At 63.7% G+C, this 24,494-nt stretch carries 21 protein-coding genes and 1 pseudogene; 8 read left to right on the plus strand and 14 right to left on the minus strand.

What is annotated here, in order from left to right:
• Positions 1-3: 3 nt before the first annotated feature.
• Entirely contained in the window at positions 4-456 is a 453-nt protein-coding gene (locus tag MET49242_RS04215) for an Rrf2 family transcriptional regulator (RefSeq protein WP_036280924.1), read from the plus strand.
• 287 nt (positions 457-743) lie between these two features.
• Here the strand turns inward: MET49242_RS04215 and rnd are convergent, their stop codons facing one another.
• Positions 744-1,925, minus strand: a complete 1,182-nt coding sequence (gene rnd / locus MET49242_RS04220) for a ribonuclease D (protein WP_036280926.1) — start codon at positions 1,923-1,925, stop codon at positions 744-746.
• Positions 1,926-1,971: 46 nt separating this feature from the next.
• Positions 1,972-2,298, minus strand: a complete 327-nt coding sequence (locus tag MET49242_RS04225; RefSeq protein ID WP_036280928.1) for a YbjQ family protein — start codon at positions 2,296-2,298, stop codon at positions 1,972-1,974.
• A 150-nt stretch (positions 2,299-2,448) separates the two neighbouring features.
• On the opposite strand from MET49242_RS04225, the gene MET49242_RS04230 reads away from it, so the two are divergent.
• Entirely contained in the window at positions 2,449-3,393 is a 945-nt protein-coding gene (locus MET49242_RS04230) for a lipopolysaccharide assembly protein LapB (protein WP_036286865.1), read from the plus strand.
• Between the two features lie 23 nt (positions 3,394-3,416).
• Here the strand turns inward: MET49242_RS04230 and MET49242_RS04235 are convergent, their stop codons facing one another.
• Positions 3,417-3,911: a peroxiredoxin gene (locus tag MET49242_RS04235; protein ID WP_051134449.1), complete on the minus strand. Its 495-nt coding sequence runs from the start codon at positions 3,909-3,911 to the stop codon at positions 3,417-3,419.
• 173 nt (positions 3,912-4,084) lie between these two features.
• Between MET49242_RS04235 and MET49242_RS04240 the strand changes: the two genes are divergently transcribed.
• Complete coding sequence (locus tag MET49242_RS04240; RefSeq protein WP_244430692.1) at positions 4,085-7,585, plus strand: DUF3971 domain-containing protein; 3,501 nt, start codon at positions 4,085-4,087, stop codon at positions 7,583-7,585.
• A 176-nt stretch (positions 7,586-7,761) separates the two neighbouring features.
• Positions 7,762-8,658 carry a cellulose biosynthesis protein BcsS gene (gene bcsS, locus MET49242_RS04245; RefSeq protein WP_144259460.1) on the plus strand — a complete coding sequence of 299 codons (897 nt, stop codon included), beginning with the start codon at positions 7,762-7,764 and terminating at the stop codon, positions 8,656-8,658.
• Between the two features lie 35 nt (positions 8,659-8,693).
• Here bcsS and tyrS read toward each other — a convergent pair whose 3' ends face one another.
• The gene (gene tyrS, locus MET49242_RS04250; protein WP_036280931.1) at positions 8,694-9,959 is read right to left on the minus strand and encodes a tyrosine--tRNA ligase; all 1,266 of its coding nucleotides are present in this window, start codon (positions 9,957-9,959) and stop codon (positions 8,694-8,696) included.
• Between the two features lie 122 nt (positions 9,960-10,081).
• Here tyrS and MET49242_RS04255 point away from each other — a divergent pair, with 122 nt between their 5' ends.
• Entirely contained in the window at positions 10,082-10,921 is an 840-nt protein-coding gene (locus MET49242_RS04255) for an SDR family oxidoreductase (RefSeq protein WP_084679293.1), read from the plus strand.
• Here the strand turns inward: MET49242_RS04255 and MET49242_RS23910 are convergent.
• Positions 10,896-11,734 (minus strand): annotated as a pseudogene (locus tag MET49242_RS23910) (IS5 family transposase). The gene MET49242_RS04255 and the pseudogene MET49242_RS23910 overlap by 26 nt on opposite strands.
• A gap of 188 nt (positions 11,735-11,922) precedes the next feature.
• On the opposite strand from MET49242_RS23910, the gene MET49242_RS04270 reads away from it, so the two are divergent.
• A complete protein-coding gene (locus MET49242_RS04270) occupies positions 11,923-13,365 on the plus strand; it encodes an MBOAT family protein (protein ID WP_036280935.1) in 1,443 nt (480 codons plus the stop codon).
• A gap of 3 nt (positions 13,366-13,368) precedes the next feature.
• Positions 13,369-14,568 carry an alginate O-acetyltransferase gene (locus MET49242_RS04275; RefSeq protein ID WP_036280937.1) on the plus strand — a complete coding sequence of 400 codons (1,200 nt, stop codon included), beginning with the start codon at positions 13,369-13,371 and terminating at the stop codon, positions 14,566-14,568.
• Position 14,569: 1 nt separating this feature from the next.
• On the opposite strand, the gene MET49242_RS04280 is transcribed toward MET49242_RS04275, so the two are convergent.
• Positions 14,570-15,418 (minus strand): EcsC family protein, encoded by an 849-nt coding sequence (locus tag MET49242_RS04280; protein ID WP_036286874.1) that lies wholly within the window; start codon positions 15,416-15,418, stop codon positions 14,570-14,572.
• A 310-nt stretch (positions 15,419-15,728) separates the two neighbouring features.
• Between MET49242_RS04280 and MET49242_RS04285 the strand changes: the two genes are divergently transcribed.
• Entirely contained in the window at positions 15,729-16,277 is a 549-nt protein-coding gene (locus tag MET49242_RS04285) for a DUF992 domain-containing protein (RefSeq protein ID WP_036280939.1), read from the plus strand.
• A 33-nt stretch (positions 16,278-16,310) separates the two neighbouring features.
• Here MET49242_RS04285 and MET49242_RS04290 read toward each other — a convergent pair whose 3' ends face one another.
• From MET49242_RS04290 to plsX, 8 genes are all read right to left on the minus strand, one after another.
• On the minus strand, positions 16,311-17,051 hold the full coding sequence (locus MET49242_RS04290; RefSeq protein WP_036280941.1) for an SDR family NAD(P)-dependent oxidoreductase: 741 nt from the start codon (positions 17,049-17,051) through the stop codon (positions 16,311-16,313).
• A gap of 11 nt (positions 17,052-17,062) precedes the next feature.
• Complete coding sequence (locus MET49242_RS04295) at positions 17,063-17,611, minus strand: Uma2 family endonuclease (RefSeq protein ID WP_036280943.1); 549 nt, start codon at positions 17,609-17,611, stop codon at positions 17,063-17,065.
• A gap of 37 nt (positions 17,612-17,648) precedes the next feature.
• The gene (gene purF, locus MET49242_RS04300; protein WP_036286876.1) at positions 17,649-19,145 is read right to left on the minus strand and encodes an amidophosphoribosyltransferase; all 1,497 of its coding nucleotides are present in this window, start codon (positions 19,143-19,145) and stop codon (positions 17,649-17,651) included.
• Positions 19,146-19,272: 127 nt separating this feature from the next.
• Positions 19,273-19,878: a CvpA family protein gene (locus MET49242_RS04305; protein WP_036280945.1), complete on the minus strand. Its 606-nt coding sequence runs from the start codon at positions 19,876-19,878 to the stop codon at positions 19,273-19,275.
• A 303-nt stretch (positions 19,879-20,181) separates the two neighbouring features.
• The gene (gene radA, locus MET49242_RS04310) at positions 20,182-21,570 is read right to left on the minus strand and encodes a DNA repair protein RadA (protein WP_036280947.1); all 1,389 of its coding nucleotides are present in this window, start codon (positions 21,568-21,570) and stop codon (positions 20,182-20,184) included.
• Positions 21,571-21,666: 96 nt separating this feature from the next.
• The gene (locus MET49242_RS04315) at positions 21,667-22,053 is read right to left on the minus strand and encodes an integration host factor subunit alpha (RefSeq protein WP_036280949.1); all 387 of its coding nucleotides are present in this window, start codon (positions 22,051-22,053) and stop codon (positions 21,667-21,669) included.
• 278 nt (positions 22,054-22,331) lie between these two features.
• Positions 22,332-23,321 carry a beta-ketoacyl-ACP synthase III gene (locus MET49242_RS04320; protein ID WP_036280951.1) on the minus strand — a complete coding sequence of 330 codons (990 nt, stop codon included), beginning with the start codon at positions 23,319-23,321 and terminating at the stop codon, positions 22,332-22,334.
• Entirely contained in the window at positions 23,318-24,394 is a 1,077-nt protein-coding gene (plsX, locus tag MET49242_RS04325; RefSeq protein ID WP_036286878.1) for a phosphate acyltransferase PlsX, read from the minus strand. Before plsX ends, MET49242_RS04320 begins: the two co-directional genes overlap by 4 nt.
• Positions 24,395-24,494: the final 100 nt, after the last annotated feature.

Below are 24,494 nucleotides of genomic sequence, written 5' to 3' on the forward strand. Positions count from 1 at the left end.
TCCATGCGTCTGACAACACACAGCGATCTGGCGTTTCGAACGCTTATTTTTCTGGGCGTGGCCGGGGAACGCGGAGCGACGATCCCTGAAATTTCCTCGGCATTCGGCGCCTCGGAACATCATTTGCGCAAGGTGGCGTTCGAGCTTGTGAAGCTCGAACTCATAAGGGCGACCCGCGGGCGAAATGGCGGATTGGCTCTCAACATCTCGCCTGCGCAGGTGACGATCGGCGAACTTTTGCGCAAACTCGAGCCGGAATTTGCGGAGTCGGAATGCCTGGGGGCGGGGCAGAAGGGCTGCGTCATCTTCGGCGCATGCGGGCTCCAGCGTGTTTTCAACGAATCTCTCGGCGCGCTTTTCGGCGTGCTGGATCGCTATACGCTCGCGGATGTGCTGGATTCATCGCAGGGCGTTGCGGCGAGGCTCGGGATCGAGCCTCGGCCGCCCTTGATGTGAATCGGCGACCGCAACAGCGCGGTCATCGTCAATCGTAACGCTATTCGGCGGCCGGGTTGGCCGCGAGGCGATCACGCTTGCGGACGCTCGCCGCAATTGCGGCAGACTCGCAGTTGAAGGGCGGAGAGCGCCCCGGAATGTAATCAGTCGCGCGCTCTTGCCCGGACCAAACGAGAGCCTGCGCGCGAACCCCCCCGCGCTCGTCTTGTCGCCGGCGTCCCATCGGCGTGCAAGAGGCCCGAGCCCGCAGCAAGGCGCAGCGCTCCGCCGCGAGCCGCCGGGAAAAATCAACCCGAGGCGGGCGCCTGTGCGTGAGCTTCCGACTCCTGCCAGTCGAAGGTGACGACCCGGCCATTCTCCACGGCGAGGGCAAGCCTGCCGCGTTTGAGCTCCAGCGCTTTTTCGCCGAAGATCGCGCGCCGCCAGCCCTTCAGCGCCTGAACGTCGGCGTTGTCGTCCGAGGCGATGGCTTCGAGGTCCTCGACAGTGGCGATCATTTTTGCGGCGACGCCGGTTTCTTCGGTCACCTGCCGCAAGAGCACCTTCAGCAGCTCGACCGTCGCGCCATTGGCGCCCCGGCGTTCGCGTTCGATGCGCGGCATCGTCGCCGGATCACGGGCGAGGCCGCGTTCCACGGCCGCGACGATTTCCGCGCCGTTACGAGAGCGCTCCATGCCCTTGGGGAAGGAACGCAGATTGGCGAGCGCTTCCTGTGTGCGGGGAGCGGCCTGCGCGATCTCGATCAGCATGTCGTCCTTGAGCACGCGGGAGCGCGGGACGTCGCGCGTCTGCGCCTCGTTCTCGCGCCAGGCGGCGAGCTCCATCAGCACGGCGAGGTCGCGTGGCTTGCGGGCGCGGTGGCGCAGCCGCTCCCAGGCGTTTTCCGGATGCTGTTCATAGGTCGCGGGCGAGGTGAGCGTCTGCATCTCGTCGGCGAGCCATTCCAGGCGATTCGAGCGCTCCAGCCGTTGTCGCAGCGTCGTGTAGATGTCGCGCAAATGCGTTACGTCTGCAATCGCATAGTCGATCTGCGCCGCCGACAGCGGACGGCGCGACCAGTCGGTGAAACGCGAGGACTTGTCGAGATTCGCGCGGGTGATCGCCTTGACGAGCTCGAGATAGGAGGCCTGTTCGCCGAAACCGCAGACCATCGCGGCCACCTGCGTGTCGAAAAGCGGCGCGGGAATGAGGCGCGCGAGCCGCCAGATGATCTCGAGATCCTGGCGGGCGGCGTGAAACACCTTGACGACGTCCGCATTCGCCATCAGGCTGAAAAATGGCGTAAGATCAATACCTTCCGACAGGGCGTCGATCGCGACGGCTTCCTCGGGCGACGCGATCTGGATGACGCAGACCTTGGGCCAGAAGGTGGTCTCGCGGAGGAATTCCGTGTCGACGGTTACGAAAGGATGTCGGGAGAAGCGGTCGCAGACCGCCGCAAGCTCGTCAGTGGCTGTCAAGAGGCTCATGAGCCAATTCTAGTTGATTTTGCGATCAGTCTGAAGTCCAAACCTTTCATACTGACGCACGTTCCACAATCACAGCGGTTCCATAGGCCAGAACTTCGGTCACGCCGTCCATGATATCGTTCGCGTCGTAGCGCATGCCGATGATGGCGTTGGCGCCGGCGTCGGCCGCATGCGCGCACATGTGGTCGAACGCTTCCTGCCGCGTCGCCTCGGCGAGATTGACGTAGACAGACAGTTTGCCGCCGAAGATCGTCTGGATGCCGCCGAAGAAATTTCCCACCACGGAGCGGGAACGAACGGTGACGCCGCGAACGAGACCCAGATGGCGCACAACGCGGTAGCCTGCAATTTCATTCGTGGTGGAGACGATCATGAAGCACTCCGTGAAAAAGCGAATCGGCTCCCGATTCTAGCTCATCCGGAGCCGTGCGCCTGCCTGAAACGGCTGATAATTCATGTTGCAGGCGGCGCCCAAACGAGTAGCATGGCCAAGCCACTCTTCATCAGGGAGCTGTTCCGGCGCATGTCCGCTCAAACTTTCAACGCCGCCCGCCCGGCGACGCGGCCTCTTTCGCTTTTCGTCCTTTTCGCAACGGTTGTTGCGGCCGGTTCCCCGGCCATGGCCGCCCATAAAGGCGGCGTCAGCGCCGGCTGGAAGCTTTGTCGCTCGGCGAATGCTGACGAGCGCATCGCGGGCTGCACCCAGGTCATTGGCGAAATCGCCAAGGAATCCAAGCACAATCAGCTCGCCGCCTATGTCAATCGCGCCAGCGCCTATCAGGCCAAGGGCGACTACGAACATGCGATCGAGGACTTCGGCAAGGCGCTGGAGGTCGACGCAAAGGCCGCCGCCGTGATGTTGGCGCGCGGCGCCGTCCACCATGCGAAAGGCGACCTCGACAAGGCCATCGCCGATTATGATCAGGCGATTGCGGCGGACAAGAAGAACGCCGCCGCATATCTGGCGCGCGCCTCGGCATGGCGCGCCAAGGGCGACGCCGAAAAGATGCTGGCGGACCTGGAAGAGGCCGTGAAGCTTGACAAGAAATCGGCCGCCCCGCTTACGGCGCTCGGCGCCCATCACCACGCCAAGGGCGAGCATGATCGCGCAATTGAGGATTTCTCGCAGGCGATAAAGCGCGAGCCGAAAAACGCGCAGGCCTATAACGGGCGGGGCGCCTGTTACTACGCCAAGGCCGAATATGACAAGGCGATCGCGGATTTCGATCAGGCGCTGAAGCTCGACGGCAAATATGTGAGCGCCCTGGTCAATCGCGCCAACGCATGGCGCGGCAAGAAGGAGTTCGAGCGCGCCAAGGCTGATTACGAGGCCGCGCTGGGCGTCAAGCCCGATCTTGCCGCGGCGAAGAAGGGGGCCGACGACATGGCGAAAATCATCGCCAAAAAAGCGGCCGGAACATCAGCTCCGGCCGACGCCGCGCCCAAGGCCGAGCACGAGCACGACTGATTCCCGCTCGGGCGGTCGGCGCTTTACAGCGCCTTGGCCGCCTCCAGCACTTCCTCCGCGTGGCCGGGCGCCTTCACCTTGCGCCAGATTTTCGCGATCTTGCCCTTCTCGTCGATGAGGAAGGTGGAGCGTTCGACGCCCATATATTTGCGGCCATACATGCTTTTTTCGACCCACACGCCATAGGCCGAGAGGATTTCCTTGCTCTCGTCGGAGGCGAGCGGGAGTTCTAGCTCGTATTTCGTCCGAAATTTGTCGTGGCTCTTTACGGAATCCGGCGACATGCCGACGACGGCCGTCTTGGCCCTGCCGAATTTGTCGAGCAGCGCGTTGAATTCGATCGCCTCCTTGGTGCAGCCGGAGGTGTCGTCCTTTGGGTAGAAATAGAGCGCGACCTTCTTGCCCTTGAGCGCCGCGAGCGACAGCGTCTCGCCGCCCGCGCCTGGAAGCTCGAACGGGGGGGCGGCGTCGCCTTCTTTCAATCCTGTTACGGCCGAGCTTGCCGTTTTCGTCGCCATGGCGCCTTCCTTTCGTCGCATCCGCCATTAAATTCGGACCAAAGAATGCAGAGTAGGCGCCAGCAAGCAAGCCCTTACGCGCGTCATGAACGCCGAGGGCTGATTTTTGGAGTGGCGTCCCTGTCGAGCCTGATGCAGCATTGCAACTGCGACGGCTCCGAGAGCGAGGATATTTGACCGACAGCACTGAGCGCGACGACCGCGAGGATGAGGCAGGAGCGCTGGCGCGCATGCCGAGATTCGCCGTGCGCGCTCCCTCGCGCCGGCTGCGGCGGGTGGCAACCGGCCTCGGTCTCGGCGCGTTGCTGTTGCTGTGTGTTTCCGTCGGCGCCTTTTTCCTGCTCCTGTCGCGCGGGCCGCTGACCTTCTCCTGGCTCGCGCCGAAAATCGTCGAATCGCTCGATGAGCTTGCGGGTGGGCGATATGATTTTCAGCTCGCCGGCGCAGCAATCGCCAATACGGACCACGGGCCGACGCTTTCGGTGGACGGCCTCGTGGTCAAGACCGACGGCCGTGCGATCCTCGCGGCTCCTCGGGCGGAGCTTTCGCTCGATCTCGCCTCGCTCCTTGTCGGGCGCATACAGCCGCGCCGTCTCGAAGTGCTGGACCTCGACCTGCGTCTTTCGGTCCAGGCCGATGGGGCTATCGCCGTTTCTGCAGGCGCCGACCCGCTCGCCACGACCAAACCGGCGGTCGCGCCGACCGAGAACGCCGCCTCGCCGGCCGTGGCGCCCGCCGCGCGCGTGGCGCTGTTGCGCGCCGCTGCGGGAGCTTTGCGCGGCCTGATGGATCTTGCGACGAGCCCCACGAGTCCGATCGGCGCGCTGGATCGTCTCGGCGTCCTTCACGGTCGCCTCGTCATCGACGACCGCACGCTGGATCGCGTCATCCAATACAACGACGTGACGCTCAGCCTCGACAAGGGCGTGAGCAGCATGCGCTTCAGTCTCGCGGCCTCGGGGCCGTCGCGCCGCTGGGCGGCGACGGCGGTGGCGAAGGGCGCGCCGGGGCAGCGCCGTGATTTTCTGGCGCAATTGCATGATCTTTCGATCGACGAAGCGGCGCTGATCGGCGGCTTCCGCACCACGCGATTCGACACCGACGCGCCGATGTCGCTCAATTTGGGTTTCGCCCTGTCGCCGGACGACCGCATAATCGAGGCCGCCGGCCATGTGGAGGTCGGTCATGGATTTTTCCGGCTGGAGGAGCCGGACCACGAGCCAGTGATGATCGACCGGCTGGCGCTCACTGCCTCCTGGGACGAGGAGGGGCGCAAGGTCGTGCTGTCGCCGATCGAGTTCGCCGCGGGCGGCTTCGACATGTCGATTGCGGGCGAGGCGGCGGCGCCGGCCGACGTTCCCGCCGGCGCCGATCCCGGCGCCGACGCCTGGACAATTGCGCTGCGCCTCAATCGACCGACGGTCGTTGCGCCCGAGCGCGCCGGGGAGAAAATCGTCAAGATCGAAAAAGGCTCGCTCGCGGCTCGGCTGATGAACGGGCAGGGCCGCGTTCTCATCGACAAATTCGCTTTCTCGGGGCCGGAGGTGAATGTCGGCGTTACCGGCGCGCTTTCATTCCGCGACGAGATGCGCGTCGCCTATCAGCTCGATGTCGAGGACACGCAAATCCGGGCGCTGGCGCGCCTGTGGCCCACGCATGTCACTCCGCCGGTGCGCGCCTGGTTCGTCGATCATGTGCCGACAGGCATGCTGAAGCGCGCGAGATGCGCAGGCGAATTCGACAATGCGGCGTTGACCGCCATGCGTTACGAGCGGCCGCCGCCGGACGACTCCGTGCTGGCCGAAGGCGAGATCGTCAACGCTTCCGTCGTCGATGTTCTGCCGGGGCTGTCTCCCTTCACGGGGATTTCCGGGCGCCTCCGTGTCACCGGCCGGACGGCGTCGTTCACCGCGAGCTCCGGCGCGCTTGAAACCGCGCCGGGGCGTCGCCTTGCGCTGTCGGAGGGGCGCTTTTCCGTCGCCGACAACGCCATCCGTCCGACCCCAGCGGTCGTCGAGGTTCATGTGGCGGGAAGCGTCGAATCGGCTGCCGATCTGCTGCGACTGCCCGCCATATCGTCACATGCGAGTCTGCCCATCGATCCCGGCGCGCTCAAGGGACAGGTCGAGGGGCGGGTGCGGGTGGATTTCGAGATCGGCGACAATGCGCGCGACGATCACACGACGTTCCAGATCGACGCGACGACCTCCAATCTCATGATCGACCGGATCATCGGCAAGGATAGGCTCGAGGGCGGCTCGCTACGTGTATTCGCCGACCGGGCAGGCCTGCGCGTCAACGGATCGGGCCGGATATTCGGCGCGCCCGCGACGATCGACCTGCGCCGCGCCTTTGGCGAGAAGGGGCCGGCGCAGGCTCAGGTGACGCTGACCTTCGACGAAGCGGCGCGCCAGCGCGCCGGCTATGTGATCGCCGGGATCAGCGGCCCCGTGTCGGCGACGATCCGAACGCCTCTGCCCATCGAGGATCTCGACACCCAGATCGAACTGGACCTCACACGCACGACTTTCGACAATCCCGTTCCGGGAGTGGTGAAGCCCGCGGGCAAGCCCGCCAAAGCCTCCTTCATGCTCGTGAAGCGCGGGGAGGGGGTTGCGCTGGAGAAATTCGATTTCGACGCGGGGCCGACGCAGGCGCAAGGCGTCATCGAACTCAACCGGGACGGCGCTTTCCGCTCCGCGAAACTCGCGCCGCTTCGGCTGTCGTCGGGCGACGATATGCGCGTCGATATCCAGCGCAGCGGTGAAGTGGTAAAAATCGTCGCGCGTGGCTCGAATTTCGACGCGCGTCCGATGCTGCTTTCGATGATCCGAACCGGCGGCGAGCGTGGCGCCGCCGCCGCCAAGGCGACGAGTTCTTTCGACGAAGTCGACGTCGACTTCAAGTCGCCGATCGTCACCGGTCACAACAAGCAGATTCTTTCCAACGTCGATCTGAAGATAGAACGGCGCAAGGGCGTGCTGCGAGGTCTGTCGCTGACCGGCAATTTCGGTCGGGAGCAATTGGCCGTTTCGCTGGGCCGCAACCAGAACAATGCGCAACAGGCCGAAATATCGACGAATGACGGCGGTTCGTTTCTGTCCTTCCTCGACGTGTATCGCAAGATGGATAGCGGCGTGCTCAACGCCAGCGTGCAACTCGGCCAGAACCGCGCTGACGGAACGCTGCGCATTCGCGACTTCTATGTGAAGGGAGAGCCGACCATGCGCCAGCTCATGGCGCAGGGCGGAAATGCGCGCGCGGACGATCGCGGGGTTATGCGGTTCGATCCCGAACTGGTGCGCATCGGTCGGCTGCAGTCCGCCTTCTCCTGGGCGGGCGGCCGCCTGTCAGTGCGCGAGGGCGTGATGTCGGGTCCCGAGATCGGCCTGACATTCGACGGCTTTATCGACTTCCCGCGCGACCGCATCGATCTCTCGGGCTCCTATGTGCCGGCTTACGCGCTCAACAGTCTTCTGTCGAACATCCCTGTGCTCGGTGTCGTCATCACCGGCGGGCAGCATGAAGGGATTTTCGCGCTCAATTATCGCGTGACGGGCGCGCTGTCGTCGCCGGTGGTGAATGTGAATCCGCTCTCGGCAATCGCGCCGGGGCTGATGCGCAAGATCATGGGCGTGCTCGATGGGACGGCGAGGATGCCGGAGACGAGGTAGTTTTGGGCTGTTTGCGTGTTCTGCACTAACCTAACTTCGCTGTTCCCGAGAAAGGGGAGGTTCGGATGAAATGAGCCTCTAACAGCTTGACGATAAATAATGTTTCCGTTAGCCGTAATTAAGGAGCGGGGGTCGTTACGATGACGTCTTTGTGCCGCAGGAAGCATTCGAAGTAAATGTCGTCGCATAGCCGAATGCTTGCAAGATTTCTTCCGGCAATCGGTCTTTTGACTTCTATTCCGCCAGCGTTTTCGCAGTCTCCGAGCGATATTTTTCAGGGACCGGTTAATGGCCGGACAGAAGCTCCGAAATCAAAGCCACGTCTCGAGATTTATAATTGGCTTTACGGATCGTCACGTCGGGCTTGGTACGAATGGTTGACCGTGACGGCTTCGCTGAATTCCTCTCTCGATGAGTCCGGTTTTCGCTCCCGTGTGATGGGAGCCGTCGGCGGTTACGCAATTGATATTCCTGGAAGCGAAGCGGAAATCTTGTCCGCCTCGGGATATGAGCAAAATGATATCCTGCCGTTGATGGGAACCGTCGGTAAACTTTACGGGATGAACGCTTTTGGCGGCTTTCAGTTTGGCTATACCTACCAACACGACAGGGGGAAGCTCAGTGGATTTGTCGGTATGGCTGTTGTCAAAGATTGGGCGAATTCCTCCAATTTGATAGCGTCGACGATAAGGCACTCGGTTGACGCGGCGACATTTAATGTAAGCCGTCTGGGTGTCCTCGGGAGTCTTGAAGGAGAGTTTTATCCAACAGATCAGACGATGATTTCAGGGTGGGCTATATATACGCCGGCTTATAATTGGGGTTACTTCGAGGCGAGGGCTGGAGTGCTTGTTCCTTTTCGGAACCTTCTTCCACGATCTCTGGCGGAGAATGCTTACATTGGCCCTCACGTAGCCCTTAGCATGACAGATGGCGTAAGACAGCCAATGTTTGGCGCTCATCTGAGCGGGCTAAATATAGGGAATATCCATCTCAATTACACCGTAGGTTACGCCCGTGAGTTTGCAGGAAGCGGCGTGTATTCAATTCTCGAAACAACACTCCAATTCTAGTACTCGGACGCAAAACGTCTCAGAGTCCTCTCAAATCATCCGTCTTTTTCAAGAAGAACATGCTTTTTCTTGCCAAGCGACAGCTTGGCGACGCCGTCCGTCTCGAAGTCCTTTTCATTGAGCGTCCCGCGCTCGTCGGTCACGACTACATCGTTGACGCGCAACCCGCCGCCCTTGATCTGGCGACGCGCTTCGCCGGTCGAGGCGACGAGGCCGGCCTTCACGAAGGCCGACAGCACCCCCAGTCCGGCGGCGATTTCCTCGGCGGAAACGCAGACCTTCGGCAATGACAGCGCCAGCGCGCCTTCCTCGAATGTCGCGCGCGCGGTTTCGGCCGCCTGTTCCGCAGCCTCGCGGCCGTGGATCAGCGCGGTCGCCTCTGTGGCGAGAGTCTTCTTCGCCTCGTTGATCTCGGCGCCCTCGAGCGCCGCGAGCCGGGCGACCTCCTCCATGGGCAGGAAGGTGAAGAGCTTGAGGAAGCGAGCGACGTCGGCGTCTTCCGTATTGCGCCAGTATTGCCAGTAATCATAGGGCGAGAGCATGTCGGCGTTGAGCCAGACCGCGCCCGCCGCCGTCTTGCCCATCTTGGCGCCCGAGGATGTCGTCAGAAGCGGCGAGGTGAGGGCGTAAAGCTGCGGCGTTCCCATGCGGCGGCCGAGATCGAGGCCGGTGACGATATTGCCCCATTGGTCGGAGCCGCCCATCTGCAGCAGCGCGCCATGGCGGCGGTTGATCTCTACGAAGTCATAGGCCTGCAGACACATATAGTTGAATTCGATGAAGGACAGCTCATGCTCGCGCTCGAGCCGCAGCTTCACCGAATCCATCGTCAGCATGCGGTTGACCGAAAAATGCCGGCCCACGTCGCGCAGGAATTCGATGTAGTTGAGCGGAGCGAGCCACTCTGCGTTGTCGAGCATCAGCGCGTCGGTCGCGCCGTCGCCGAATGTCAGGAAGCGCTCGAAGACGCGCCGGATCGAGGCCTTGTTGGCGTCGATCTGCTCGATCGTCAGAAGCTTCCGGCTCTCGTCCTTGCCCGATGGGTCGCCGACGCGAGTCGTGCCGCCGCCCATGAGGGGTAATGGCTTGCCGCCTGTGCGCTGCAGCCAGGCGAGCATCATGATGGGCAGGAGAGAGCCGACATGCAGCGATGGGGCGGTGCAGTCGAAGCCGATATAGGCCGGAAGCCCGCCGGCGAGCGCCTTTTCGTCGAGCCCTGCGAAGTCCGAGCATTGATGCACGAAACCGCGCTCCATGAGAACGCGGAGGAAGTCTGATCTGGGGGAGAAATCGTCGGCCATGGCGCCGGTGTTACGGCGGAAGGGGCGCAGAGGCAAGGCGCGTGAAGGCCCGCGGTCGCGGCGTGTCGTTTGCGTCCCGAAAAGAGCCGCTGTAGCCTTTGATTTGGCAGGAGATCCTTGCGATGGACATTCGGGGCAAGATCGTTCTGGTCACGGGCGCTTCGAGCGGCGTCGGCGCTGCGGTGGCGCGGGCGATGGCCGCCGCCGGGGCGGGGCAGATCGTCCTCGTCGCGCGCAACGAGGCGGCCTTGCGGAAGGTTGCGGACATCATTGCAGCCGATGGCGGCCGCGCCGACGTCTACGCCGTCGATCTCTCCGATCCCGATCGGACAACCGAGATCGCGCGCCGTATTCTGGAAGAGATCGGCGCGCCGGATATTCTCGTGAACAACGCCGGCGCCGGCCAATGGAAGTTTCTCGACGAGTCCACGCCGCGGGAAATTCAATCCGCGATAACCGTTCCCTATCTTGCGGCCGCCTGGGTGACTCGCGCTTTCCTACCGGCCATGCGCCAGCGCGGGAGCGGCCATATCGTCAATGTCAGCTCCGCGGCTTCGCGAATCGTGTGGCCCGGGGCCACGGCATACACCGCGGCGCGCTGGGCGATGCGCGGTCTCACCGAAGCCCTGCGCGCGGATCTTCATGGAAGCGGAATCACGGTAAGTCTGTTTGAAGGCGGAGCGATCGATTCGCCCTATTGGGCGCATAATCCGGGCAGCCGGGAGCGGCTGCCGGGGATCTCGAAGCTCATTCCGCTCCTGACGCCCGAAGACGCCGGCGCGGCGATCGTCGCTGGCGTGCGGGCCGACAAAGGCCTGATCGTCGCCCCATTCCTCCTGAAGGTGATTTACGCGCTGCACTACGTCTTCCCATGGGCGGCGCAGGGCCTGCTGACGCGCAGAGGCTATCGCAGACCTGAGAGTCTGTCCGTGAACTTCACTCTTGATTACAGAGCCTTCTGAGTATCAGGCGGATGGAAGCGAGGTGCAGAAACGCGAGCGCCTTGCAATTGAGGTTTTCGAAGTCCTTTGCCAGCCTTCGGCAGCGGCCAAGCCATGAAAAGGTTCTTTCGACGACCCAGCGTCGGGGCAAAACCTCGAAACCTTTGGCGGCATCCGAGCGCTTGACGATCTCGGTGACGACGAAGGGCAAGGCCTTCTTCTGCGCGTCCCTGAATTGCGGGCCCTGATAGCCGCCATCCGCGAACAGTTTTTGCAGAAACGGGAATTTTCCCAACATCGTGCGCAGGACGAGAACGCCGCCGTCGCGATCCTGGATGCCGGCAGGATGAACGAGCGCGTGAAGCAGCAGGCCTATCGTATCGACGAGAATATGCCGCTTCTTGCCCTTGATCTTCTTTCCTGCATCGTAGCCATGCGGATCGATGCGACGCCCCCTTTTTCTGCGCCTTTCACGCTCTGGCTGTCGATAACGGCGGCGGTCGGGCTGGCCTCGCGCCCCGCCGCTTCGCGGCATTTCACGTAGAGAGCATGGTGGATGCGATCGAGCGTCCCATCATATGTCCAAAGATCGAAATAGCCGTAAACCGTGCTCTTGGGCGGCAAATCCTTCGGGATCGCGCGCCACTGACAGCCGGTCGAGAGCACATACATCAAGCCGTTCACAACCGCGCGCATCTCGACCGTGCGTTTCCCTCCACCCCGCTTCGCAGGTGGGATCAGCGGTTCGACGAGCGTCCATTCCGAGTCGGTCACGTCGCTCGGGTAGCGCAATTTGCTGCGATCGTATCGCGCACGATTTTCATTCGTCCACATCGGCGGCCCCTTCGAGAATCAGGCCGCATCATTGAATCATAACCGATTCATTCGATTCAACTTGTCCTCGGACCGACACTGAGGGCGCATAGCGCGGCCGGGCGCCATTCGGCCTGGTTTCTTGCCGGCGTTCGGCGCTTTTGTTAGAAGCGGCCGCGCGCAGTTGCGACACGAACAGGGTCGGAGGAATGCTTTTTTACGAGCCGCTGTTCCTGTTTCTCTTCGCGCCGGCGGTCTATCTCCTCTACCTTTTCTTCGGCGCCGAGCGCGGCAGGCGCGCGCTTATCCTGCTTCTCGCGAGCGTGGTCTTCTATGGCTGGAGCGAGCCGACCTTCATCTTCGTCGTCTTCGCGTCGATCGCGCTCGATCTCTTCGTCGCGCGCCGGATCGGACTTTCACGTTATCTCGAGGGCAGGGACGACGCGGCCGACGGTGAGGCGCGGCGGCGCTGGCTCGCGCTTGGAGTCATCTCGAATCTGGCGATCCTCGTCTATTACAAATATACGGGCTTTCTCGCGCTCAATCTCGATGCGCTGCTGCGCGCCCTGACGATGCCGGGCGTCAATATCCCGCAGATCGCATTGCCGATCGGCGTCAGCTTCATCGTCTTCGAAAAAATTACCTATCTCGTAGATGTCTATCGCGGCGTCACGGCGCCGGCGCGCGGGCCGCTGCTTTACGCGCTTTATGTGTTCTTCTTTCCGAAGCTTCTGGCAGGGCCGATCATCAAATATCACGACATCGCGCGGCAACTCGAGGAGTGCCCGCATGCGGATGTCGACGATTTCGTCACCGGCTTCTCGCGCTTCATGCTCGGCGTGGTGAAGAAGCTGCTGATCGCCGACACAATGGCGAGCGGCGCCGATCTCATCTTCGCGCGCGACGCGGCGACGCTCGGTTTCGTGGACGCATGGGCGGGCGTGATATTCTTCACCCTGCAAATCTATTTCGATTTCTCCGGCTACTCCGACATGGCGATCGGCCTCGCGCGCATGTTCGGTTTTCGTCTGCTCGAAAACTTCAACATGCCCTACATCGCCACCAGCATCACGGATTTCTGGCGGCGCTGGCATATGTCGCTGACGAGCTGGATACGCGAATATCTCTATTTTCCGCTTGGCGGAAACCGGCAGGGAGAGGCGCGCACCTATTTCAATCTGTGGGTCTGTTTCCTTGCCTCCGGCGTCTGGCACGGCGCCGCATGGACCTATGTCCTGTGGGGCGCGTACAATGGCGTCTTTCTCGTGCTCGACCGCCTGTTTCTCGTCGAGCGCCTCCGGGGTTTGCCCGACTGGCTCTCCAATATCATCACCATGCTTGTTGTCATGGTGGGATGGACGCTCTTTCGGGCCACTTCGCTCGAACAGGCGGACGCCTTCCTCTCGCTGATGTCGCGGCCATGGACGCCGTCCGTCGTCGCAATTCCCCCCGAATATGTCGTGATGGCGGTGATCGCTACGGGCGTTTGCGTGGCGCAGCGCATCGCGCTCAGTTTTGAAGGTTTCGACTGGGCGGGCGCCGCGCGGCGTTTCGCGTTTGCGTCCAACAGCGCGCTCGCGCTCCTCTTCGTCGCGGCCTTGGCGAAAGGGCTTGCCGATCCCTTCAAGCCGTTCATCTATTTCCGGTTCTGAGCGATGACGCGCCTGTTCCTCTCCCGCCTTCCCATCTTCGCCTGCGCAGGCTTCATCGCCTTTCTGTTTCTTGCGAACATCTGGAATTTCGCCGTCGAGCGCGACTGGCCCAAGCTGCGCATCCGCAGCGCGCATCCGCTCTTTGGCGTTGCGAAGCCAAAGCCGGCGCCCTGGACGCTCGACGCCTTTCTTGCAGGGGAGACGCAGAAGGCCGTCTCGGCGAATCTCGGCCGGGCTTTGCCGGTTTTTCCGATTTCAGTGCGTGCGAAAAATCAGCTCGTCTACACGTTGTTTGGAAGTTCCGGGGCGCCGGGCGTGGTGGTGGGACGCAACGGGCAACTTTACGAGCAGTTCTACATCGACGAATTCTGCGCGCGGGGCGGCGCGCCGGACCTCGCGCGCGTCACGCAATGGGCGACGACGATCCGCGAAATTCAGGACGCGGCGGAAGCCGCCGGGAAGAGATTCGTCTATCTGATCTCGCCGTCGAAGGCGGCCCGTTACCCGGAGGACCTGCCGCGTAGCGCGCCATGTGCGTCGCGCGCGGCCGCCATGCCCGACAAGCTCGCGCCCTATCGCGCTGCGCTCGATGAAAGACGCGTGCATTTCGTCGACGGCGCCGGTCTGATCGCGCAGAAGCGCGCCGAATATTCCGTCCCGCTGTTTCCACGCGGCGGCACGCATTGGAACAGTCTCGGCGCCGCACTCGCCTTGCGGGAAATGACGCGCGTCGCGCCATCCTCAATCGGCGATTTCGAGTTCGAATGGGCGATCGCGCCCGAAGCGGTCGGCACGGATCGCGATCTCATCGAATTGATGAACCTGCTCTGGCCGGACGTGTCCTATCCCACGACAATCGTCGCGCGCGCCGGCGCGTCGGGGAACTGCCCCCGCGCGCCGCGCCTGCTGGCGATGGGCGGCAGTTTCGTGCATGAAATTCTCGCCGCCGGGACCCAGTCGCCGTGCCCGCCGCAAATCGACTACTGGTTTTACATGCGCACCGAGGACAATGGCGTGGAGCTCGGCCATTTTCGCCGCGCGCCGGGCGATCCCGCCAACGGTGAGCGCCAGTCGGCGGACCCCGACGCGCTCGATGAAAACCTCCGCGGCGCCGATCTCATCGTGCTGGAGGAGAATGAATCCAACATCGCCACGATGAAACAGGTTGGCGATTTGCGCGCGGCCGTGCGCCGCTCACAGTAGATCACGCCGCCTGGGAGGGATCTTCCCAATAGCCTTCCTCGCGCGCGATCCGCGCATATTCGGCGCGCACCATGACCGGATTATAAACGCGCTCCAGCCGCCGCATCGTGAAATGGCCCCGCGCGAGGGTCTGGAAATGGTCGGTGAAGGCGACATTGATCGCCGCGCCGCTCAAGGCCCCGATCAATGGCGCGGCCTGCGCGGCCGCCTTCTGCGAAACCACCACGCCGAAGCGGCCGGCGATCTGGGCGACCAGCCGAACCATCGCCGGCGCGCTTTCCTGCGCCACGCCGCGCACGGTGACAAAACGCGCGGCGTCGCTGACGGATTTCGCCAGAATCGATCGGACGGCGAGATAGCCGCCCTCGAGAAGATTTCCCTCCGCCGCATGGGCGCCGAGCGCAAAGACCTCGAGGCAGGCGAGGGCGGTCGCCGGCTCACGCAGGTTTTCGCCCTCATGGCGGGCGATGTCGGCGATGGAGCGAAGCATGATGGTCGTGGACAGGGGCAGTTCGATCGGCAGGGCGGCGAGCCCGACGGCGCCGCCGACGCCCCCGGTCAGGGCCGCGAGCCGGAGGTGGAAGCGCGTAGAATTGCCCGGCCGCGCGTCCTCCAGGCTTGTCAGGGCCACGCTCAGGGCGGCGGTCAGGGCCTTTTGCGCCGCAAGGGAGGCTGCTTCCTGCAGCTTTGGAGACAGCGCGAGGCCGACGACGCCCATCTTCCCGCCTGCAAGGCCCGCGAGGCGCGCGACAAAACTCTGCCGCTCCAGGGCCGCCACCGCGGCGCGCAGCGCCTCGTGATCCGAACCGGAAAGTCCGGGTTCGAAAAGGACGGGCAGTTGGGTCGCCATGACAAATGCCTCCATCGCCGCGTCCTTGCGACACATCGCCGCCTTCGCGCGTCAGGGTTAACCTCAGAATTCGTTCGCCAAGAGGCCGTTTGCAAGGGCTTATTGAGCATGCATGATGCGCCCGAGGCAGAATCAAGCGCAAGCTGTGCGGCGTCGCACAACGCATTGGGCCGCCTTGTTCTTAGACGCTGTAGCGTTTTCGCCGGTTGTTCTATATTGCGCCCCGAGCGTAGCAGTCCGACAGACCGCGACCGCGACCGCGATTTCGGGGCGAGAACGCCCCGGTGAGTTGTAAGAGGAGGAGAGATATATGTCGAAACGCTTCACTTTGGCCCAGGCCCTCGGCGGCGCCTGCATTCTGGCGCTGCTCGCGCCGGGCGCCGCCTTCGCCGGGGACCGCATCGGCTCGCTGACCTGCCGTCTTCTCGGCAGCGGCCTCAGCGTCCTGATCGAAAATCAGCAGATGGATTGTATCTACCGTGACGACGCCGAAGGCGCCGAACCGGCGCATTACACCGGCACGCTGACCAAGGTCGGCCCCAACATCACGATCAATGGTCAGGGCGAACTGGCCTGGGGCGTTGTCGCGGCGACCGGTCATATCGGCCCCGGAGCGCTGGCCGGCAATTATGTTGGCCCGGGCGTTTCCGCCAAGGTTGGCGTCGGCGGCGGCGGAGCAATGCTCGTCGGCGGCTCCGACAACACCTTCTCGCTGCAGCCCTTCAACGTGCAGGCCGGCGCCGGCCTCGGCTGGACGGCGGGCGTCGAGAGCCTGACGCTCACCTATGTGCCGCCGCCGCCCCCGCCCGCGCCGCACCGTCACCACCATCATCATCACCATCATCACCATCATCATTGATGATGGCGGGCGCGGGTTTCGGCCCGCGCGTTCTCACGACGGCGCTTGAAAATCGAGCAGCCGGTCGGTGGGAAAATCATACAGCCTCGCGCTCTCGCGCCATTCCGGCGTCAGCAGCGCGAGGCATTTTCTTGCGAATTCCTCGGGCGTTTTCAGCGTCATGGGGTCTTCGCCCGGCATCGCCTGGGCGCGCATGCGCGTGCGCAGCGGACCGGGATTGGCGAGCATGACGGTGACGCCGTCGCCCGCCGCCTCGACGGCGTAGGTGCGGGCCATCGCCTCCAGCGCCGCCTTCGAGATCGCATAGGGACCCCAAAAAGGCTTCATCGCAGCGCGATGCGCCGCGGCCGATGTGATGAAGGCGACGCGGCCATTGCCCGAGGCGCGCAACAGCAGGTCGAGCGAGCGGATCAGGCGCCAGTTGGCGGTGACGTTGACCGCCATGACGCGCGTCCAGTCCTTTACATCGACATGGGCGAGCGGCGACAGCGGCCCGAGCACGCCCGCATTGCCGACAAAGACGTCGAGCTTGCCCCAGCGTTCGAACAGCGCCCGTCCGAGACGGTCCAGCGCGTCGAAATCGGCGAGGTCGCAGGGAACGAGCGTCGCCTCGCCGCCAAGCGCGCGAATCTCATCGTCGAGTTCTTCCAGCGCGCCCTGCGTGCGGGCGAGCGCGACGACATGAGCGCCGGCGCCGGCGAGTTCGAGCGCAAGGGCGCGGCCAACGCCGCGCGAGGCGCCGGTGACGAGGGCGATACGGGGGGAGGGGGTCAAGCTGCTGTCCGTTATGAGAAAATTTCGGCTGTCTCGATTGCGAGGCCGGGCGGATCGAGCATTATCGCGCCGTCCTTCACGAAGGCGACGACGATCTGCTCGCCCTGCCGTTGATAGTGAAGGACAAGGCGGCGTCCGAGATCGACAACGAGATAGTGGATTACGCTCGCGACACGGAAATAGTCGCCAAGTTTAGTGTCCGTGTCGATATTGCGTGACGAGGGGGAGATCACTTCCACAATGACGGATGGAGACGGGGCCAGAAGCGAGTCCGGTGCGACCGCCTCGCCGCAGTTCACCAGCGCGTCGGGTTCGTAGACAGTCTGGTCGTCGATCGCCACGCCGAGGCCGTCGACGAACGCCTCGCTGGGCAAGTCGGCCTTGGCGATGGCTCCCGACAGGGCGCGCCAGATTTTGGCCTTGGCCGTCACATGAGCCGCGCGCTCCGGCGCCATCGCGAAGATTTCGCCGCGAGACAGCTCATAGCGCCCTCTCTCCCGGGTTTCCGCCCAGGCAAGAAATTCGACGGCGCTCATACCTTTGGCGGCGGTCGCGGTCATGGCTTCTCATACCACGCGGATGGCTGCGAGCCTCCGCTCAACTCGCCTCGGCCAGCAGCGACAGTTGCGCGCGGTTCTCGCCGGCGAGGTCGGTCAGCGCCGTCGGATAGTCGCCCGTGAAACAATGGTCGGTAAATTGCGGACGGATGGGATCACGCCGCTCTTCGCCCATGGCGCGGTAGATTCCGTCGACCGACAGGAACGAGAGCGAGTCGCAGCCGATGTATTCACGCATTTCCTCGATCGAATGCGTCGCGGCGAGAAGCTTTTCCTTCTGCGGCGTATCGATGCCGTAATAGTCGGGATTGGTGATCGGCGGCGAGGAGATGAGGAAGTGCACCTCGGTCGCGCCCGCGTCGCGCATCATCTGCACGATCTTCACCGAGGTCGTTCCGCGCACGATGGAGTCGTCGATGAGAATGACGCGCTTGCCCTCCACCACGCAGCGGTTGGCGCTGTGCTTCATGCGCACGCCGACTTCGCGCACCGACTGCGTCGGCTGGATGAAGGTGCGGCCGACATAATGGTTTCGGATGATGCCGAGCTCGAAGGGAATGCCCGATTGCTGCGAATAGCCCAGCGCCGCCGGCACGCCGGAGTCCGGCACGGGCACGACGACATCGGCGAAGATGCGCCGCTCGCGCGCAAGCTCGCGGCCCATCGCCTTGCGCACCTCATAGACCGGCCGGCCGTGCACGACGGAATCGGGGCGGGCGAAGTAGATATATTCGAAGATGCAGGGCCGCATCGGTTGCGGCGGGAAGGGCTCGAGACTCTCGAGGCCGTTCTCGGAGATGACGACGATCTCGCCGTTCTTCACGTCGCGGACGAAGCGCGCGCCGATGATGTCGAGCGCGCAGGTCTCGGAGGCGAGGATATATTTGCCGTCGAGTTCCCCGATGACCAGCGGGCGGATGCCGAGCGGATCGCGTGCGCCGATGAGCTTCTTGTTGGTGAGCGCCACCAGTGAATAGGCGCCCTCGATGGAGCGCAGCGCCTCGATGAAGCGGTCAACAAGCTGAGTCTTGCGGCTGCGCGCAACGAGATGGAGGATCACTTCCGTGTCGGATGTCGACTGGAAGATTGCCCCTTCCTGGATCAGTTCGCGCCGCAGCGTCTGGGCGTTGGTGAGATTGCCATTGTGGGCGACGGCGAATCCGCCCGTGTTCAATTCGGCGAATAGCGGCTGCACGTTTCGCAGCATTGTCTCGCCCGTTGTCGCGTAGCGGACGTGCCCGATCGCCGCGACGCCGGGCAGGCGCTTGATCGTGCTCTCTTTCGAGAAGTGGTCGCCGACGAGTCCGAGACGGCGTTCGCCGTGGAATCGGCCGTTGTCGAAAGTGACGATGCCCGCCGCCTCCTGACCGCGATGCTGTAGCGCATGCAGGCCAAGCGCGGTGATCGCGGCGGCGTCGGGGAAATCGAATACGCCGAAGACGCCGCAATATTCACGAAGGCGATCGCCGTCGAGATCGTCCGTCGTCTCGATCTCGCTGGGAAGGGAGCGTTCGTATTCCGCCGGTGACTCCGTCATCTCGCCGTCTCCTTTTCCCAACGCATCGCCCTGTCGAACCGCGCTCCGCGCGACATAACCAAACGCTCGATCCTGCAGCCCGACGGTCGCCGGGGCGGCCTGCATCACTCTCTTGCCGGGCCGTCGCTTATGGCTCGGTCTTCTTCTCTTCGCCGGGCGCGGCTTCGGGCGACTTCTCCGGCTCCCCCTCCGCGGGCGGCGCCTCTATCGTCGTGGACGAGCCCTTCTTCGCCTTTATCTTGGCGACGATGCTGTCGACGTCGTCCGGCAGCATTTCGCGCAGCTTGTCGCCACCCGCCTGCAGGATCGGCTTGGCGCGCGCGTTGCGCACCCATTCCGGCTGATTGGCCTCGGGAACCAGCCAGCCGTAGAAGGCGAAGGCGACGATTGCGAGCAGCACGCCGCGCGCCGCGCCGAAGACGAAGCCGAGGGTTCGGTCCAACGCGCCGATCTTCGAGTCCAGGATCAGGTCCGACAGCTTGACGGTCACGATCGACACCAGAATCAGCGCGACGAAGAACACCGAGGCCACGGCCGCAGCCAGCGCAATTTCGTCCTTGGAAATATAGGGTTTGATGTAAGGCATCGCCATCGGGTGCAAATAATAGGCCGCCGCCGCCGCGACGACCCAGGAGAGGATCGCCAGAACCTCGCGGGTGAAGCCGCGCAGCAGGGCCAGCATGCCAGACACCAGAACGATGATAATCACTGCCAGATCAAGATATGACGGCATCGCTGTCCTCTTCTCTCCGCCCTGACGCCCAGGAAAACCACGATTGCCCGGGCACGCCCAAGAAGCTCCAAGCGCTGCGCGCTCGGCGGCGACGCCGGCGCCAATCGCATGATCCTCTACGAAAGCCCTGTCAACTTCCGCAAGTCACGTATTGCGGGAATGATCCCGCCATGGGCCGGATTTGCAGGGCCTGAAACCGGGCGGCTTCAACGCCACGATTGTCGCGATGCTCCGCTTCTAGCGCAACTTCGCGCTGTTCGGAAACGGGAAAGCGCAATTTTTTGGGCGCCGCCCCGCCGACGCTCATGCTCGCGCGCGTGTGCGGGGGGCGCTCTGCGCGATCGTCGCCACGAGCTGACCCACGTCGGCGCAGGGTCGCAGCGACAATCCCGCCCGACGGTCGTCGTCGTTGATCTGCTGCGCCTGCGCGAGCACGGCCTGATGAAAACCGAGTTTGGCCGCTTCCCGCAGCCGCATGCCGGCGTGAATCACCGGACGGATGGCGCCGGAGAGGCCGATCTCGCCGAAGAAAGCCTGATCCGGCGGCAGCACGGCGCCGGTCAGCGACGAGACCAGCGCGGCGGCGGCGGCGAGGTCGGCGGCCGGTTCGTCGGCGCGCAATCCGCCCGCGACATTGAGATAGACGTCGTGCATGCCGAGTTTCAGGCCGCCATGCGCCTCCAGCACCGCGAGGATCATCGACAAGCGATTCTGGTCGAAGCCAACCACAGCGCGGCGCGGCGTGCCAAGCGAGGTCGGCGCGACCAGCGCCTGGATCTCGACGAGCATCGGCCGTTGCCCCTCCATGCCGGCGAAGACGGCCGCCCCCGGCGCGGAGGCGTCGCGGCCGGCGAGGAAGAGGGCGGATGGATTGGCGACCTCCGCGAGGCCGAGGCCGGTCATCTCGAAGACGCCGATCTCGCCAGTGGCGCCGAACCTGTTCTTCGACGCCCGCAGCATGCGGAAGTGATGCGCGGCGTCGCCCTCGAAGGAGAGAACGGCGTCGACCATGTGCTCGACGACGCGCGGACCGGCCACCTGGCCGTCCTTGGTGACATGGCCGACGAGAATGATGGTCGAGCCGCTGGTCTTCGCGTGGCGCAGCAGCGCCTGCGCGCTCGCGCGGACTTGAGTCACCGTTCCGGGCGCCGAGGGAGCCAGCTCGGTGTGCATGGTCTGGATCGAATCGATGACGATGAGCGTCGCGCGCTTGCCGGTCGCGCAGGTGGCGAGAATGTCCTCGACCTGGGTCGCCGAGGCCAGTTCAACCGGCGCATCGGCGAGATTGAGCCGCGATGCGCGCAGCCGCACCTGCGCCACGGCCTCTTCTCCGGAAATATAGATGACGCGCGCGCCGCGCCGCGCCAGCGCCGCGCAGGCCTGGATCAGCAGCGTGGACTTGCCGATGCCCGGCTCGCCGCCGAGCAGCAACACGGAACCGGGAACGAAACCGCCGCCGGTGACCCGGTCGAATTCATCCACTCCGGTGACGATGCGCGCGGCGGGGCGATCGTCGCCGGCGAGGCCCTCGAGTTCGAAGGCGCGTCCACGCGTTACACGTACGGCGGTCGGTCCGCCGTCGCTTTCCTCGACGATGGTGTTCCACTCGCCGCATGACTCGCAGCGGCCCTGCCAGCGCGAGGCGACGGCGCCGCAATTCTGGCATATGAAGACTGAGCGCGATTTGGCCATGGGCGGTTGGCGCATGTCGCGCGCTGTTTTGTCAAGCGCTTCCCGACTGTTGCTCAGGTGGCGTCAGCACGATTCCGTCGCGCTCATACGCTTCAACTATTCTTCTTCGTCGTCGTGGCCGTTGGCGACGCTCCGCCCGCCGTTGATCCTCGAGCGCAGAATGTTGGACGGCTTGAATGTCACGACCAGCCGCGCGGTGATTTTGGCGCCGGCGCCCGTCTTGGGATTGCGCCCCAGCCGCTCCTTTTTCGATCGCACCAGAAAGGCGCCGAAAGAAGAAAGCTTCACGTCCTCACGCGAAACAATTCTGTCGAATATTTCCTCGAGGACCATTTCTACATAGTTGGCGGAGTCGGCGCGAGGCAATCCCAGCCTCTTGTGGATTGCGTCGGCAAGATCCGCCCGTGTAACGGTTCTGCCCGGACTGCCGTTCCCTTCGATTGTCCAGCCATTCGGCTTCGTTTCGTGTTCCCCCTGGCGCATCTTCTACCTTGTATATTCTTTTGGACTGAAAAAAGCTTCCGAAGAAGTCTATTGATCTCTTGACCGTTCGTCTGGCCAAAAACGGCGAAAGCTATGGATGGAAGGCTTACGCCGCGTGTAATTTCTCCGCCGCGAATGCTCAAGGCAAAGCTTGAACTCGCTGATTGTCAAATTTTTCCAGAAATGTAATCGGAAATCAAGCGCAGGTTGTATGTCTGCTTGACAAAATGTATCCGCTATATCTGTTTACAAATAAAATTGCGTTTTCTTTCACCCACTTACCAGCGGATCAAAGCAGAGCCCCATGTAAAGCCGCCGCCGACCGCTTCGAGCATTACGAGGTCGCCCTGCTTGATGCGGCCATCCGCCGCCGCCACGGAGAGGGCGAGCGGCACGCTTGCAGCCGACGTGTTACCGTGTAAATGCACGGTCGCGATCACTTTTTCCGGCGCAATTCCCAGCTTTTGCGCCGACATGTCGATGATCCTGCGATTCGCCTGATGCGGCACGAACCAGTCGAGCTGCTCTGGGGTGATTCCCGTCGCCGCGAAGGCGTCCGCGACGACGTCGGTCACCTTGCCCACCGCGAATTTGAAGACTTCCTTGCCCTCCATGCGCAGGTGACCGACGGTCTGGGTGGCGGAAGGCCCGCCGTCGACATGGAGTTTGGCGCGATGACGTCCGTCCGAGCGCAGATGCGTCGTCAGCACGCCGCGTTCGTCAAGGCTCCCCGTCGACGCCCGCGCCTCGAGCACCATCGCGCCCGCGCCGTCGCCGAACAGCACGCAGGTCGTGCGGTCTTCCCAGTCGATGATGCGTGAAAACGTCTCCGCGCCGACGACGAGGGCGCGCTTGTGAGAGCCGGAGCGCAGGAACTTGTCCGCCGTCGCGACGGCGAAGACGAAACCGGAACACACAGCCTGCAGGTCGAAGGCCACCCCATGTGTAATGCCGAGCGCAGCCTGAATTTGCGTTGCGGTCGAGGGGAAGGTCCAGTCCGGCGTCGAGGTGCCGACGATGATCAGATCGATGTCGTCGGGCTGGAGGCCGGCGTTGGCGAGCGCCGCGCGCGCGGCCTTTTCGCCGAGCATGGAGGTCGTTTCGCCCTTCGCGGCGATATGGCGCTCCTTGATGCCGGTCCGCTGGACGATCCACTCGTCGCTGGTGTCGACGAGCTTCGCGAGCTCGTCATTGGTGAGAGTCTTTTCGGGGAGATAGGAGCCCACGCCGAGGACGACAGAGCGGAATTGGGAGTTTACTGTCGTCACTGGGCGGCTTCCTGAGGCGGGTTTGAAGTATTGGCGGCGCGTTCGCCCTCGAACTGGTGCGCCAGCGCGACGGTGTCGCGGATCTGGTTCAAGAGGTCGCTGCGCGCCATTTCGTAACCGATCTCGACAGCGCGGGCGAAGCCGACGGAGTCGGTTCCGCCATGGCTCTTGATGACGACGCCCTCGAGGCCGAGGAACACGCCTCCGTTGATGGAGCGCGTGTCCATCCGGGACTTCAGCTCCTGAAAAGCGCCACGCGCCAGAAGATAGCCGAGCTTTGCGAGGAGCGACCCGCCCATCGCCTGGCGCAGATAGGCGGCGATCTGTTTCGCCGTGCCTTCGGCGGTCTTCAGTGTGATGTTCCCGGTGAAGCCTTCCGTCACCACGACGTCGACCGCGCCCATGCCGATGCCGTCGCCTTCGACGAAGCCGGCGTATTCGAGACCGGGCAAATTGGATTCGCGCAGAATAGCGGCGGCGGCCTTGACCTCCTCGACGCCCTTGATCTCCTCGGTGCCGACATTGAGCAGGCCCACAGTCGGGCGCGCCCGTCCGAGAATGATGCGCGCCATCGCCGAACCCATGATCGCCAGATCGACGAGATGGCTGGCGTTGGCGCCCATGGAGGCGCCGACGTCGAGCACGACGGACTGGCCGCGCAGGGTCGGCCACAGGCACGCCAGCGCCGGCCGGTCGATGCGCGCCATGGTGCGCAGGCAGATTTTCGACATCGCCATCAGCGCGCCGGTGTTTCCGGCTGAAACCGCTACGTCCGCCTCGCCTTTCTTGACCGCCTCGATGGCCATCCACATCGAGGAGACGCGGCGGCCGTAGCGCAGGGCCTGGCTCGGCTTGTCGTCCATGCGGATCGCAACCGCGGAATGGCGCACCTCGGAGCGTTCGGCGAGGCGAGGGTGATTGGACAGCTCGGCGCGGATCGCCGTTTCGTCGCCGATGAGCAGGAATCGGCTGTCGGGGCGTCTTTCGAGCGCGATCGCGGCGCCCGCGATCGTCACTGACGGGCCGAAATCTCCGCCCATCGCGTCGAGCGCGATCCGAACATTCTGCGGCATGTGACCGGTCATCTCCCGACTGATTGCGAAGCCGCGCCACATTCTGTCGCGCCGTCTTCGGCCACTGATTCTCCGCGGGCGAGCACAGCTCTCCGCGACG

It is taken from the genome of Methylocystis sp. ATCC 49242 (genome assembly GCF_000188155.2).
In the GTDB taxonomy this organism is placed as follows: Bacteria; Pseudomonadota; Alphaproteobacteria; order Rhizobiales; family Beijerinckiaceae; genus Methylocystis.